Here is a 12,548-nt window from a genome sequence, read left to right on the forward strand (position 1 = left end):
GCATGAAAATAACTTTAGTTCAAAATACTCCTAAATTAAACAGAACTAACTTAGATCGCGTAGTAGAGGAAGCTCTTGCGTGTAAAAGCGAAGTTATCGTTTTTTGCGAACTTGCGCTAAACGGTTATCTTTTACAGGACAAGCTGCTTGAAGATGCATTTCTCATAGATGAGCTCAAACCGCTATGCGATGCGAGCGTGCATAGAGATATCGTAGTCGGTGCCGCGCTCAAGATAGACGATGAGTATTTTAACTGCGCTTTGTATTTTAGCGGAGGCGAGTTGTTAAACGTTCATAAAAAGGTTCATCTGCCAAATTACGGGATGTTTGAAGAAGCCAGATATTTTGACTGCGGAAAAGAGTTCGAGTCTTTTAAGACATCGTACGGAGAAGCGGCACTTTTGGTATGTGAAGACCTTTGGAACCCCGATACCGTAAAAGAGCTGTTTGCCAAAAAACCGAAAATAGTTTATGTTCTTGCGGCATCTCCTGCACGCGGTTTTAAAGATGATTCTCTTACGATACAAGAACAGTGGTATGACCTTCTGACGAATTTGACGCTTCATTGCGGTACAAAAGTCGTATTTGTCAATCGTGTCGGTTTTGAAGACGGTCTGGGATTTTGGGGCGGCAGCTGCATAATGGACAGCGATGCAAAAATACTGCACAAGCTGCCGCTTTTTGATGAAAAAATAGAAACAGTAGAGGTAAAGATTTGAAATTAGCAATAATGGGTGCGATGCCCGAAGAGATATCTCCGATTTTGGAAACTGTCGGTGAGTACAAAACGACTGAATATGCAGGAAACAAGTATTATGAGGCAAGCTATAACGGTGTTGATCTGATCATCGCTTACTCTAAAATCGGCAAAGTGTTTTCAACACTTACAGCAGCGACTATGATTGAACATTTCGGAGCGCAGATGCTGCTTTTCAGCGGCGTTGCCGGAGCTGTTAGTCCGGATCTAAAAGTAGGTGACCTGGTCGTCGCTACAAAGCTTTCCCAGCACGACCTTGACATTACCGCATTCGGGCATCCTTTCGGGTATGTCCCGGAGGGAGCCGTTTATGTCGATGCGGATGAAGAACTTATAGAGATAGCAAAAGGCGTAGCATCGGATATGGGACTGCGCGTAAAAGAGGGTATCATCGCTACTGGCGATCAATTCGTGGCGAACGAAGAGAGAAAAAACTGGATAGGCGCCACTTTTAATGCCGATGCATTAGAGATGGAAGGCGGAAGCGTTGCTGTCGTGTGTAATGCCTTAGATGTACCGTTCTTTATTCTTCGTGCCATCAGTGATGCGGCAGATATGGATGCGAGTTTCAGTTTTGACGAGTTTCTGGTAAGCAGTGCGAAGATAAGTGCCGAATTTGTTATGAAGATGGTCGAGCGTATCGGAAAATAGCTTCATATGTCCATAAAACTTTCAAAAAAGATAATGAGCAAGCTCGGCAAGACGAACGCCGAATTTAATCTTGTAGAAGAGGGCGATAAGATCCTTGTCGGCCTTAGCGGAGGAAAAGATTCACTAACGCTTGTTCATGCGCTCAAAGAGCAGCAAAGACGTGCGCCCTTTAAGTTTGAGTTTCTTGCCGTAACGGTCTCATACGGGATGAATGAAAATTTTGACAGATTAAAAGCGCATTGTGCCGAGCATGATATCCCCTATGAGATATACGATACCAACATCTATGATCTTGCAGAAGACAAGATAAGAAAGAACTCCTCTTTTTGCAGTTTCTTTTCACGTATGAGACGCGGTTCTCTTTACAGTGCCGCAGAGAAATACGGATGCAACAAAGTGGCTCTGGGGCATCATCTCGATGATGCCGCGGAGAGCTTTTTTATGAACTTTATCTATAACGGACAGATGCGTTCTCTCGCACCCAAATACAAAGCGGATAACGGTCTCATCGTCATACGTCCGCTTATCCAGCTCCGAGAACGTCAGCTTGCGGCCGCTGCTTTGGAAAACGATATGCCCACAATCGGCGATGAGGCATGTCCTTCTATGCGTTTTGATATAAAGATGCCGCATGCACGGGCCGATATGAAAGAGATGCTTTTTGAAATGGAGAAAAAATACCCTTCGCTTTTCGTATCTTTGAATGCGGCTTTTAAAAATATATCCGAAGAGAGTTTTTTTGAGGTAGAGAAGTTCAACCTTTAAAAAAACGCGTATGCCGAATCAATCCGTAAGATTGTGTTTCGCATACGTTTCGGCTTTTAAATTATCTAAAAACTCTATTATCCTGTTTTGATATATCTTTGTCTCTTCATCATCTGCTACTTCCAGCAAAGACGACAGGCTCTCTTTGTCTATTTTTTTTGCATACCTAGGAATCTCTTTTAACTCCTGCACGACGGACTCTATCAGTTTGTCTATATTGAACTCGTTTGATTTTCTGATTTTTCTAACAATCTCTTTTGTCGTGAGCACGAGAAGATCGGCTCTGTCTTCGTCATTATATATTTTTATCGCAGTGCTTCTCAGGTTTATATAATAATCATTATCATGCTCTTCATTGTCCACGCCAACGAGCAGAGCAAAAAGTTTTGCCCTAAAGAGCAGAGAGTTATGATTATAGATAAATATCTCTCTAAAAGCGTTAAAGATATGATGTTTCAATTTAGAAAACGCTCTCATATAAAATCCTTTTAATAATGAGATTATATCAAATTGTAGATGTATCTATTTTCTTTCTTTGTTTAATATATAAAAAAATCAAATAAAACATATGTAAAGTTAGATTAAGATTTCTTATGTAACACTGTTGTGTTCGTAACAACGAACAAAGAGGGGGGGGGAAATGAAAATGGTAAGAAAAATATTGAGATTTTCTGTCATAGTCGCTATTTTTTTCAGTGCGTTCACGCCTTTGAGCGCATATGATAAGAATCCGCCGTTTAGGTTATTTAAACTTCAGCCTGTAATATATCAAAGTGAAGGAAAGACCATCAAAGCCTATAATCCGGAAACGGACTATAGAATATTTATAAACTACGAGCTGGGGATGCATTGTGTCGGTTTTGAGATGAGTTACTGCTGTGTCATCCCTCCGTACAATTCTATACAGTCGCAAGCTGTAAAAACAGGAACGGGAGGACAGCTTCCTGCTTTGATCACTCCAAACGATAATAAAAAGCTCTATTATTACGTTAAAAACAATTCGTATTCCGAAGGTAATAAAATGAAATACTGGAGTGTTATGAAAGATGTCGACGGTAACGGACATATGGACGATGCCGGTGATAATGTCGCAAATTACGTATGGAAACATCTGTTTATCTATAAGGATCTTGAAGGTACAATCCCTGCCGGAGCGACGAAAAAAGACCGTCTGTATGTCGGGAAGGATATCAAAGTAAAGATAGATGCGGGCCCTACGGGTAAAGATGTATCGGGAGGATATCTGGATTATGCAGGAAAAGACGGTGGAAACATAGTCTTTACGGATACACTGGTTCCCTCGGTGACCGATGTAAAGCTAAAGCTTACTGCTTCTCATCTCTGGGATGCTTTGGGTCTTCCTCTGACAGCCTTTAACGACGATACGAGAAAAGGCAGTATCCGTTCCGTGACCGAAAAGGATTTTCAGCCGTTTCAAAAATCGATGGTTCAACTGCATGATCAAAGCGGCAGGCCGATCATAGACCATGGAAAGATAGTCGAATATTTCGGCACCAATCCTGTCGATATTCCAAACTGTTATGCCTGTCATTCACGCGAAGGAAAAGCGGCAAAAATGGCCAGAGACGAAGGATTGAAGTTCTCCGATGAAGAGTATAACTATTGGAAAACCTATCCCGATGAAAGTGAATATATGGCAAGGCTTTCAGAAGCATCCATAAATATATTGAGTCTGCATGACAAACATCATAAGACTGCGTTTTTAAAGTATTACGATCCAAAAGCATCATCGAACCGTTTGGGTAAGATAGGTGAGATCAACTGTGCCGATTGTCATGGTGATAATGTTTCCGGTAATCTGCAGGAACCTCGTCCCGGTGCGACCGGCTATAAAACCGTTAAAGCAAAAACATTGACAGAAGCGATTCACGGCTTTCACTTGGGTATGGTTCCTATGCCTGACGGAGCTTCAAGAAGTCAAGCATGTCAATCCTGTCATCCGACGCATTTTCAAGATCCGTCTATGAACGATGATACGAATCCGCTCCGCGTGAGCGATCGTTACGGTGAAGGACGTTTTAACAATAAAGATATCCGAACAAGCGGAGGCGGATGTTATGTCCGTCGTGATGCACACTCCAACCCCGCCGCAAAACCGCCTTTCTTTTTAAACGCGATCGGCAAATACCTTTTTGCCAATGTCAGTACAAAGGACGAAAAAGGAAAAAACGCAAAAGAGTTGAGAGGGCTGTACTGTACGAATTGTCATACGAAGATAGCTCAAGCCCTTTACAAAGCGGACGATCTAAAAGATGCTGCGACGCAAGAGGGTAAAACGCTGCGTAATAAAAGCTTAAAAGAGATAGTTGAAAAACTTGCAAAAGGGGATATGAAACGTTTTAATGCACTGATCGATCCTAAAACTACGGGTAAAAACGAGGTACAAAGATATTATACGGAGCACAAGTCGGCTACGATACTTAAAAATGTCGGTAAAAACGGCAAGCTTGACTTAAAACCATGGAATCATCCGACAGGCGGAGATGTCCCTTACAGCGCGGCTTCAGGTGGTAACGACTGGTGGCTGAGTGCCGGCGAGCCTCACTGTGCCGATTGTCATGCCGCTCCGTTTGTCGAGAGTATGGGAGGAGAGTATTTCCCGATCGATCAGAACAACAAACATTCACTGTATCGCTACTCTAAAGGTCACGGAGATATCGCATGCCAATCTTGTCATGAATCGACTCACGGTCTATATTCGACTCGTTATGACGGCAAAAGCAGAACGGTCGACATTACGACGCATGAGCAGGCGCTTCAATACAGTCCTGACGGAAATTATGCAGGGCCTGTAACGTGTGCGGCCTGTCATACGGTAAACAACAAAGGTATTCCGGTCCAACTTGAAGGTACGGCATACGAGAATGACTATTGGGCTTCCGTTACGTTGGCACACTTTATGAGATCGGGTGATCAAAAACTCGGTATTAAACAGCTTGTAGAGAAGTTCCCGTACAAAAAATCGGCTCATATAGTCGAAACGACCTGGAAATGATCTTTTAGAGTTCAAAATAAAAATTCCCGCCAGTAGACGGATCCTGCTCCGTCTGCTGAATAAACAATCTTTTTTTAAATGTGAGTTTGCTATAATCACCCAAAATATTTTACTAGGAATCTAACTATGGGTAGAGCTTTTGAATATAGAAAAGCAGCTAAAATGAAACGTTGGGGAAATATGTCTAAAGTATTTCCAAAACTTGGAAAAATTATTACTATGGCGGCAAAAGAGGGCGGGACAGATCCTGATATGAACCCGAGACTCCGTACGGCTATTTTAAATGCCAAAGCTGAAAATATGCCTAAAGACAACATCGAAGCGGCGATAAAAAGAGCTACGGCAAAAGATACGGCTGCGATGCTTGAAGTAAACTTTGAGGCAAAAGCACCTCACGGCGTCCTTCTTTTCATAGAGTGTGCGACCGATAATAACACACGTACAGTTGCAAACGTAAAATCGACTGTAAATAAAAACGGCGGAGAAGTCTTGACAAACGGATCACTCGAATTTATGTTCTCCCGCAAAGCTGTATTCGAATTTGATAAGACTGATGATATGGATTTAGAAGAGCTTGAACTTGAGTTGATAGATTCGGGTCTTGAAGAGATAGAGGAAGAGGAAGGAGTTGTTTTGGTCACTGCCGATTATACCGACTTCGGTAATCTTCAAAATGCGTTTGAAAAGCTTGGAATACAGCTGAAAAAAGCGGAACTTCAGCGCATTGCAAACACCCCGATAGAATTAACGGATAAGCAGTTGGAATCTGTAAACAAGATGATCGACAGATTAGAAGACGATGAAGATATCCAGCATATCTTTACAAATATAGCATAAAGAACACATGTAAGAATTTTCTTACATGTAAGTATCCTTAATGTTTACAATCCAAAAAGAATCCACCGCAACCTACGAAGAGAAACAATCAAAGTTTATAGCGCATCTAGTGCCCTATACTGCATATAAAACTACACTGGAAACACTTAAGCGGGAACATCCAAAAGCAAGACATTTCGTGACCTCATACAGGTACCTAAACGAATTTGACCAGATAGTCGAGAACTCAAGTGACGACGGTGAACCAAAAGGTACTTCCGGCAAGCCGACACTCTCAGTCCTGCAGGGAAAAGAACTGGTGAACACGGCTGTCATCGTGGTCAGATATTTCGGCGGAACAAAGCTGGGAACAGGCGGGCTGGTACGTGCGTACAGCGATGCCGTGAATATGGCGATAAACGCTGCGGAGCTTTTAGAATATAAAAAAGAGGAAACCGTATCGATCACGTTTGCATATACGGACATAGGAAGAGTCGAGTACGAATGCCTGCAGTGCGGGGTGGATATAGTAAATAAGAGTTTTGAGTCGGATGTTGTTTTTGAGATAAAGGCCGAAAGCTCGGCTTTAAAGGATCTGTTCGCTAAATTAGATAGAACTATTGTTATCGCTTAGTCTGAGCTCTCTGGTCTCTTTAAAATATGCGTGCCCCATGAATATGACGTAAAAGATCCCGCCGAAAAGAATAGCAAAAGGGATAAGCGAGACAAGATACAAGACAAAGGTCTTTATACGCATATCGTTGCCGGAGAAGAACATTATCTTTTTATACTCCTCGTTTGTATTGATGTTGGAAGAGACGTCATAAGTGATCATTTTATGAAAGAAGTAATACATAGGAATATTGAACATAATGACATTCAATATCGGTACAAAATAAAACGGGACAAAGAGTATAAGCATCGCGGTCATTATCAAAAACCATTTTATCACTTTGAGTATCGAGATAAAAAAGTTGTCATGCCCTTTCATCTCGATATCGGAATAATGCTTCTTTTGGAGCTCTTTTAATACAAAAGGGGTTAAAAATGCTATGACGATGACCGCTATAAAAATAGAGACCACAAGTGCGAGCATACTTCCTACCGTGTAAAATAAAAAGGTCATGATCCATGCCGTAACGGCGTGGCTCATCAAAAATTCCACGACGGAAGAGCCTTTAAAGTCACCGACGAACGAATCCGTGTTTTCCACTCCGTCAATAACGTTTGACTGAGTCTGCTCTACATGCAGGGTCGCTTGATGAAGCTGCTGGACGGTAGAACCTGCAAAATAGAAAAAAAGAGCATAGATGACGACCATAGTCGCGATAAAGGGAGCTACGGAATATTTCATCATCTTTAGAGTAAAAAAATCTTTTATGCTGGTGATAAATATCTCATTTTGTTTCATCGCTTGCTCCATAATCTTTCATTTAATTTCAGCTCTTCTATTATCGCTACGGTCAATTGCAGAGTCTTGACATATTCCATAGCGACTTGATACTCTAAAAGTGATCTGAATACGGACGGTTCGAACAGGTCCTTGTCGTATTCTATCGCAAGGTTCATCTGACCGTTCACAAAAGAGATGTAAACGGGTTTTCCCGTTTTTTTCTTCAGGTCAAGGATCCTTTTCATCATAGAATGGGTCAAAATATATCTGGCTTCTATCTGGTCGCTTCCGTAAACGACAAACTCTTTTTCAAATGCCGGATCATCCATTTTTACAAGCTGGTTTCTTGCGAGATTTTTTGACTGCAGCCAGCTTCCTATGACCGATCCGAACAGATTCTCCGCACTATCAGGGAGAATTATAGTAGAATTAGAGAAATATTTGTTAAACGAAGTGACGATAAACAAGCCTTTGAATATCGTGCTCCACGTTGTTCTGCCTTTTGAATCTTCATGTTTCTGCTCTGCATGAACATCCGAAAAAGTTATATCTACCGAATCTATCTTCCCTGTTACATAGTCATTGCCGCTGTATCTGTCGATCTTGTCCGTAAAGAGTTTTGAATCGATAAAGATACGCTCTTCGATCTTGTAGACTGGATCGTATCTTAGATTATCGTCTATCTCATGGATAAGAGGCTCTATAATCTTGGTTTTAAAAGAGGAAGCGTAGTCTTTTATAAGTATCTTATACAAAAATGCACCCGAAGCGCCGAGAGCAAATATAAAAAAGATTATCATATCGGTGTCTATCGATTTGAACCCGTCGGTTAAAAAATAGAAGATCAACAGCCCGGCGACAGCCAGGAGTATCCCGAACTTGATGATCTTGTCTTTGAGTGCACGTCTTTGTTCTTCGAGCTCCTGAAGCGTCGGATAAAGGGTGTTGTAGTAAAAATCCGTAAGATGGCCGATACTTTTCATCTATTATGAGTTAAACATCTCTTTTACGTTTACGTTCTTGCGCTCGCCTTCGCTTATGACAAAGACATCTTTTTTGCCAAGGCTCATAAATGAAGCCATCATATTCGTCGGAAACATTTCGATCGCATTGTTGTAGTCCGTAACTGCCTGATTATAAGCGCGGCGTGCGGCTGATATCTGAGATTCTATTTCCGTCAGGTTATGCTGAAGATTCATGACGTTTTCGTTTGCTTTGAGATCAGGATAGTTCTCGACTGCGACCATAATGGAGCCTAATGCCGAGGTGATCTTTGTATCCAGTTCTATCTTCTCTTTGTCGCTGAGACCCGGTTTGTTGGCTTCTGAGCGAAGCTTGGTCACATTTTCCAAGATAGATTTTTCATGTTCCATATATTTTGAAACGGATGCAACGAGATTAGGGATAAGGTCATAACGTTTTTTTAGTACTGCATCCACGCCTCCAAATATGTTTTCGACCTGATTTTTCTTTGCTATGAGAGAGTTGTACATAAGTATCAAAATCAACGCCGCAACCGCAATTATTATGAGTATCGTCATATTGTCAACCTTATTTTTTATATATTATATATATTAATTCTTTATGCACAATAAAAGATGTATGATTTCATGACAGCGGGGAAAAATAAAGCGTATGATGTATATTTATAGAAGAAATATTACAGTTAAAATCTGTTAGAATCCCGTCTTAATAAAATTAAAGGAAATATACTTTGTCGGATAGATTAAAGACGGTCGAACGTCAAAACAGTGTACTTCATAAATTAAACGAAATTGCGGCCATATCTGATATAAGTCCTATAGAGACACTCAGAAAAGCGTTGGAAATAGGCAAAGAGTATTTCGGTTTGGAGTTTGGGATCGTCAGTCATATCGTCGGTGAAGAGTATAGGGTCGATGTTCAGTCATCGCCTCCCCAGACGCTGTTTGACGGACAGTTGTTCGAACTTGGTTCGACGTATTGCAAAACGACACTGGAAACGGATAGTGTTTTAGCCATTACCGATGTCACGACGTCGAAATATAGAGGCCATCCATGCCACAGAGACTTCAATCTTGTGTCATACATAGGAGCTCCTATCAGAGTAAACTCAAAAATTTACGGTACGATAAACTTCTCTTCGGCTCAAGCCAGACATTTGGAATATGACAAGATAGACGATGAGTTCATGAAGCTTCTTGCACGGTGGGCGGGATCGTTTCTGGAGAGACAATCCGTTCTTGACGAGCTTTCTCTTGCAAAACAGCAGTTTGAAATGATCTTTGAAAACAATGCATCGGGAATACTGCTTATCGACAGCAGTTGCCAGATATTGATGGTTAACAAGCGTTTTTGTGAGATCATCGGTTTTTCAAAATCCGAACTTGTAGGAGAAAATGCGATAATCTATTATTTAGACGATCTTTCCTACCAAACTGCTCGGGAAAAAATTCTCAATACCGATAAAAATTCCTATCTGCATATGGAGCATCAGCTTAAAAGAAAAGACGGCAAACTTATCTGGTGCGAATTTATCGGTTCTCAGATCGAACTGACAAAACAAAAGAGTGCCATGATCTGGAGTATTTTGGATGTTACACTTCAAAAAGAGATGCAGGAAAAACTTGAGAAACAGGCTACGACGGATTATTTGACGGAACTTTTTAACAGAAGGTATTTCACCGGCCGTTTAGAAGAGGAGATATCTAAAATTAAAAGAGATGAACACCATGAGATATCTTTAATCATGTTTGATCTCGACAGGTTCAAAGATATCAACGATACGTTCGGACATCTGATCGGTGATATCGTTTTGAAAAAGTTTGCCGATATCTTAAAACTTAATTCAAGAAAAGCGGATATTATCGGAAGGATAGGAGGTGAAGAGTTCGCTATGATTCTTCCCGATACGAATATAGACAACGCCGTTGTTCTGGCAAACAGGATTTTGCAGGAAACTTTTGAAACGAAGATAGAGATTGAAAACGGGAGTGTCGGGTTTACGGTAAGTATCGGCGTGACGGCTTTATCGGCGGATGATATAAACTATGACACGCCTATAGTGCGCGTAGACAAAGCTCTTTATGCTGCAAAGACAAGCGGACGCAACAAAATCGAGGTAAATGTTTAAGAAAAGCCGTTCAAGACCGCTTTGGCACATTGATGAGCGGATGCGAACGCGAACTGAAAGTTGTATCCGCCGCGCTCTCCAGTGACATCGAGCACTTCACCGATAAAGTAGAGATCTTTTACCTTTTTGGACTCAAAACTTTTAGCATCAATTTCATTGGTATTTACTCCGCCGCCGCATACTTCTGCATGTTTATAGCCGTGAGTATCGATGATCCTGAGTCTGTAGTTTTGAAGTTTGTTCATTATCCCTTTTATCATCTTTGTGTTCAAGTGCAGAGCCTGCATACTCTCTTGTATCTTCATCTCCTTTAAAACGACGGCTGCAAGTTTTGAGGGGATGATCCCGCTAAGAAGGCTCAAGACAGAGTGCTGCGGGACTTTTTTACATAGCTGAAGCAACTGTGCCGATAGAGACTGCGGATTAAACTCTGAAATAAGATCGAGAGACAATTCGACCTCTTGATGATTCAAAAGTGCTTTTGAAGCAGTCTGCGAGATATCGAGCACGGCAAGACCGGAGATGCCGTAAGCGGTAAAAAGGATATCCCCTTTGATACTTTTTTCTTTGAATCTGTCTACATAGACACAGATCCTGCCTCTCACTTTGACGCCCGAGAGCATCCCGTTGTGCTCAGAATCGCTGTGAAGCCCGACTAGTGAAGGGTAAGGCTCAGATATCGTGTGTCCCAAAGAGCGTGCAAATTTCAACCCGTCGTCGTTTCCGCCGAGCTGAGGGGCGGCTTTGAGTCCGCTTGCGACGATGAGCGCATCGTAACCGCCGTAACGCTTTTCATTATCATTACATGTAAGCGTAAAGCATTTGTCTTTAGTGATCGATTCCACTCTGTGGCCGTTAAAGATCTTTACATCAAGGTTCGCCAGCGTCTCTTCAAAAGCACTTAGGACGCTTTTTGCTTCGTACGAGAGCGGATAGCATTTGCCGTCCTCTTTGCAAAAGAGAAGCAGCCCTAGAGAGTTCATAAACTTTTCAAGCTCTTTGAATCCGAACCGTTTTAAAGCGTACTCCGCAAATTGCGGATTATCGGATATATAGTTTGAGACGTCGATATTTTTGTTTGAGATATTGCAGTGCCCGTTCCCAGAAACGAGTATTTTCTTTGCATTTTTAGAATTTTGCTCAAAGAGCTCGACTTGAACACCCTCTCTTGCCAAAATGACCGAGGCGGTCAATCCGGCGGCTCCGGCTCCGATGATCGCTACTTTTTTCATAACAGAATTATAGCCAAAGAGAGCCTTTTATCTCTATAATCTTCTTATGCAGGGATGTAAAAAGAATAGTTTAATAGAAGTTTTTATATAATCACGCAATTATTTCAAGACAGGGGCATCTCGAATGGGTGAATTATTTACATTCTTTGGTTTGATTTCAGAGAACCATATTTTCATATTTATTACGCATACGCTTTTTACAGCGGCTATCGTACTAGTACTGGCTAAGGTCGCAATGTCGAATCTACGTGTGGTTCCCACAGGTACTCAAAACGTTTTAGAAGCATACCTCGGCGGTGTGCTTGCAATGGGGGCAGACGTAATGGGTAAAGAGGAAGCGCGCCGTTATCTTCCTCTAGTAGCAACGATCGGTCTATTTGTCGGTATTGCAAACATTATAGGAATCATTCCTGGTTTTGAAGCTCCGTCTTCATCTCTAAACTTTACTTTGGCGTTAGCTTTAGTCGTGTTTTTCTATTATAACTTCGAAGGTATCCGCCGTAACGGTATCATTTCGTATTTCGCGCATTTTATGGGGCCTGTTTGGTGGCTGGCTTGGTTGATGTTCCCGATCGAGATCGTTTCTCATATCTCTCGTATCATCTCTCTTAGCTTCCGTCTCTTCGGTAACGTTAAAGGTGACGATATGTTCTTAGCGGTAATCTTGATGCTGGCACCTTGGTTCTTGCCTATCATCCCGTTTGCGCTTCTTACTTTTATGGCATTTTTGCAAGCGTTCATCTTTATGATGCTTACTTATGTTTATCTTGGCGGTGCTGTAGCGGTCTCTGAAGATCACTAACCCG

The 12,548-nt window shown here is 41.7% G+C and carries 13 protein-coding genes; 8 read left to right on the forward strand and 5 right to left on the reverse strand.

Annotation, left to right across the window (positions count from 1 at the left end):
• The first annotated feature begins 2 nt into the window (after positions 1-2).
• The 3 genes from WCY03_RS04505 to WCY03_RS04515 are packed head-to-tail and all read left to right on the forward strand — an operon-like array spanning position 3 to position 2,173.
• Positions 3-719 carry a nitrilase-related carbon-nitrogen hydrolase gene (locus WCY03_RS04505; RefSeq protein WP_345993802.1) on the forward strand — a complete coding sequence of 239 codons (717 nt, stop codon included), beginning with the start codon at positions 3-5 and terminating at the stop codon, positions 717-719.
• Positions 716-1,408 carry a 5'-methylthioadenosine/adenosylhomocysteine nucleosidase gene (locus WCY03_RS04510; protein WP_345993803.1) on the forward strand — a complete coding sequence of 231 codons (693 nt, stop codon included), beginning with the start codon at positions 716-718 and terminating at the stop codon, positions 1,406-1,408. The genes WCY03_RS04505 and WCY03_RS04510 overlap by 4 nt, the downstream gene beginning before the upstream one ends.
• 6 nt (positions 1,409-1,414) lie before the next feature.
• Complete coding sequence (locus tag WCY03_RS04515) at positions 1,415-2,173, forward strand: ATP-binding protein (RefSeq protein WP_345993804.1); 759 nt, start codon at positions 1,415-1,417, stop codon at positions 2,171-2,173.
• An 18-nt stretch (positions 2,174-2,191) separates the two neighbouring features.
• Here the strand turns inward: WCY03_RS04515 and WCY03_RS04520 are convergent, their stop codons facing one another.
• Positions 2,192-2,650, reverse strand: coding sequence for a hypothetical protein (locus WCY03_RS04520; protein ID WP_345993805.1), 459 nt, complete (start codon positions 2,648-2,650; stop codon positions 2,192-2,194).
• Between the two features lie 163 nt (positions 2,651-2,813).
• Between WCY03_RS04520 and WCY03_RS04525 the strand changes: the two genes are divergently transcribed.
• The 3 genes from WCY03_RS04525 (at position 2,814) to WCY03_RS04535 (ending at position 6,639) form a co-directional block, all read left to right on the forward strand.
• Positions 2,814-5,189, forward strand: coding sequence for a hypothetical protein (locus WCY03_RS04525; protein ID WP_345993806.1), 2,376 nt, complete (start codon positions 2,814-2,816; stop codon positions 5,187-5,189).
• 126 nt (positions 5,190-5,315) lie between these two features.
• A complete protein-coding gene (locus WCY03_RS04530; RefSeq protein WP_345993807.1) occupies positions 5,316-6,026 on the forward strand; it encodes a YebC/PmpR family DNA-binding transcriptional regulator in 711 nt (236 codons plus the stop codon).
• Positions 6,027-6,066: 40 nt separating this feature from the next.
• A complete protein-coding gene (locus tag WCY03_RS04535; RefSeq protein ID WP_345993808.1) occupies positions 6,067-6,639 on the forward strand; it encodes a YigZ family protein in 573 nt (190 codons plus the stop codon).
• Here the strand turns inward: WCY03_RS04535 and WCY03_RS04540 are convergent.
• Genes WCY03_RS04540 through WCY03_RS04550 form a run of 3 tightly spaced genes read right to left on the reverse strand, consistent with a single transcriptional unit; the run spans position 6,613 to position 8,939 of the window.
• Positions 6,613-7,416, reverse strand: coding sequence for an EI24 domain-containing protein (locus tag WCY03_RS04540; protein WP_345993809.1), 804 nt, complete (start codon positions 7,414-7,416; stop codon positions 6,613-6,615). The genes WCY03_RS04535 and WCY03_RS04540 overlap by 27 nt on opposite strands.
• Complete coding sequence (locus WCY03_RS04545; protein WP_345993810.1) at positions 7,413-8,381, reverse strand: DUF3137 domain-containing protein; 969 nt, start codon at positions 8,379-8,381, stop codon at positions 7,413-7,415. The genes WCY03_RS04540 and WCY03_RS04545 overlap by 4 nt, the downstream gene beginning before the upstream one ends.
• Before the next feature lie 3 nt (positions 8,382-8,384).
• On the reverse strand, positions 8,385-8,939 hold the full coding sequence (locus WCY03_RS04550) for a LemA family protein (protein WP_345993811.1): 555 nt from the start codon (positions 8,937-8,939) through the stop codon (positions 8,385-8,387).
• A 173-nt stretch (positions 8,940-9,112) separates the two neighbouring features.
• Here WCY03_RS04550 and WCY03_RS04555 point away from each other — a divergent pair, with 173 nt between their 5' ends.
• A complete protein-coding gene (locus WCY03_RS04555; protein WP_345993812.1) occupies positions 9,113-10,510 on the forward strand; it encodes a diguanylate cyclase in 1,398 nt (465 codons plus the stop codon).
• Here the strand turns inward: WCY03_RS04555 and WCY03_RS04560 are convergent.
• On the reverse strand, positions 10,507-11,742 hold the full coding sequence (locus WCY03_RS04560) for an NAD(P)/FAD-dependent oxidoreductase (protein WP_345993813.1): 1,236 nt from the start codon (positions 11,740-11,742) through the stop codon (positions 10,507-10,509). The genes WCY03_RS04555 and WCY03_RS04560 overlap by 4 nt on opposite strands.
• 124 nt (positions 11,743-11,866) lie before the next feature.
• Between WCY03_RS04560 and WCY03_RS04565 the strand changes: the two genes are divergently transcribed.
• Positions 11,867-12,544, forward strand: coding sequence for a F0F1 ATP synthase subunit A (locus tag WCY03_RS04565; RefSeq protein ID WP_345993814.1), 678 nt, complete (start codon positions 11,867-11,869; stop codon positions 12,542-12,544).
• Positions 12,545-12,548: the final 4 nt, after the last annotated feature.

Origin of the sequence: Sulfurimonas sp. HSL-1716, from assembly GCF_039645975.1 — a bacterium.
Lineage (GTDB): Bacteria > Campylobacterota > Campylobacteria > Campylobacterales > Sulfurimonadaceae > Hydrocurvibacter > Hydrocurvibacter sulfurireducens.

Excerpts from the sequence above, each read along its gene's own strand:
- WCY03_RS04505 (WP_345993802.1), top strand. The coding sequence starts at position 3 with ATGAAAATAACTTTAGTTCAAAATACTCCTAAATTAAACAGAACTAAC.
- WCY03_RS04515 (WP_345993804.1), top strand. The coding sequence starts at position 1,415 with ATGTCCATAAAACTTTCAAAAAAGATAATGAGCAAGCTCGGCAAGACG.
- WCY03_RS04520 (WP_345993805.1), bottom strand. The coding sequence starts at position 2,650 with ATGAGAGCGTTTTCTAAATTGAAACATCATATCTTTAACGCTTTTAGA.
- WCY03_RS04525 (WP_345993806.1), top strand. The coding sequence starts at position 2,814 with ATGAAAATGGTAAGAAAAATATTGAGATTTTCTGTCATAGTCGCTATT.
- WCY03_RS04530 (WP_345993807.1), top strand. The coding sequence starts at position 5,316 with ATGGGTAGAGCTTTTGAATATAGAAAAGCAGCTAAAATGAAACGTTGG.
- WCY03_RS04535 (WP_345993808.1), top strand. The coding sequence starts at position 6,067 with ATGTTTACAATCCAAAAAGAATCCACCGCAACCTACGAAGAGAAACAA.
- WCY03_RS04540 (WP_345993809.1), bottom strand. The coding sequence starts at position 7,416 with ATGAAACAAAATGAGATATTTATCACCAGCATAAAAGATTTTTTTACT.
- WCY03_RS04545 (WP_345993810.1), bottom strand. The coding sequence starts at position 8,381 with ATGAAAAGTATCGGCCATCTTACGGATTTTTACTACAACACCCTTTAT.
- WCY03_RS04550 (WP_345993811.1), bottom strand. The coding sequence starts at position 8,939 with ATGACGATACTCATAATAATTGCGGTTGCGGCGTTGATTTTGATACTT.
- WCY03_RS04560 (WP_345993813.1), bottom strand. The coding sequence starts at position 11,742 with ATGAAAAAAGTAGCGATCATCGGAGCCGGAGCCGCCGGATTGACCGCC.
- WCY03_RS04565 (WP_345993814.1), top strand. The coding sequence starts at position 11,867 with ATGGGTGAATTATTTACATTCTTTGGTTTGATTTCAGAGAACCATATT.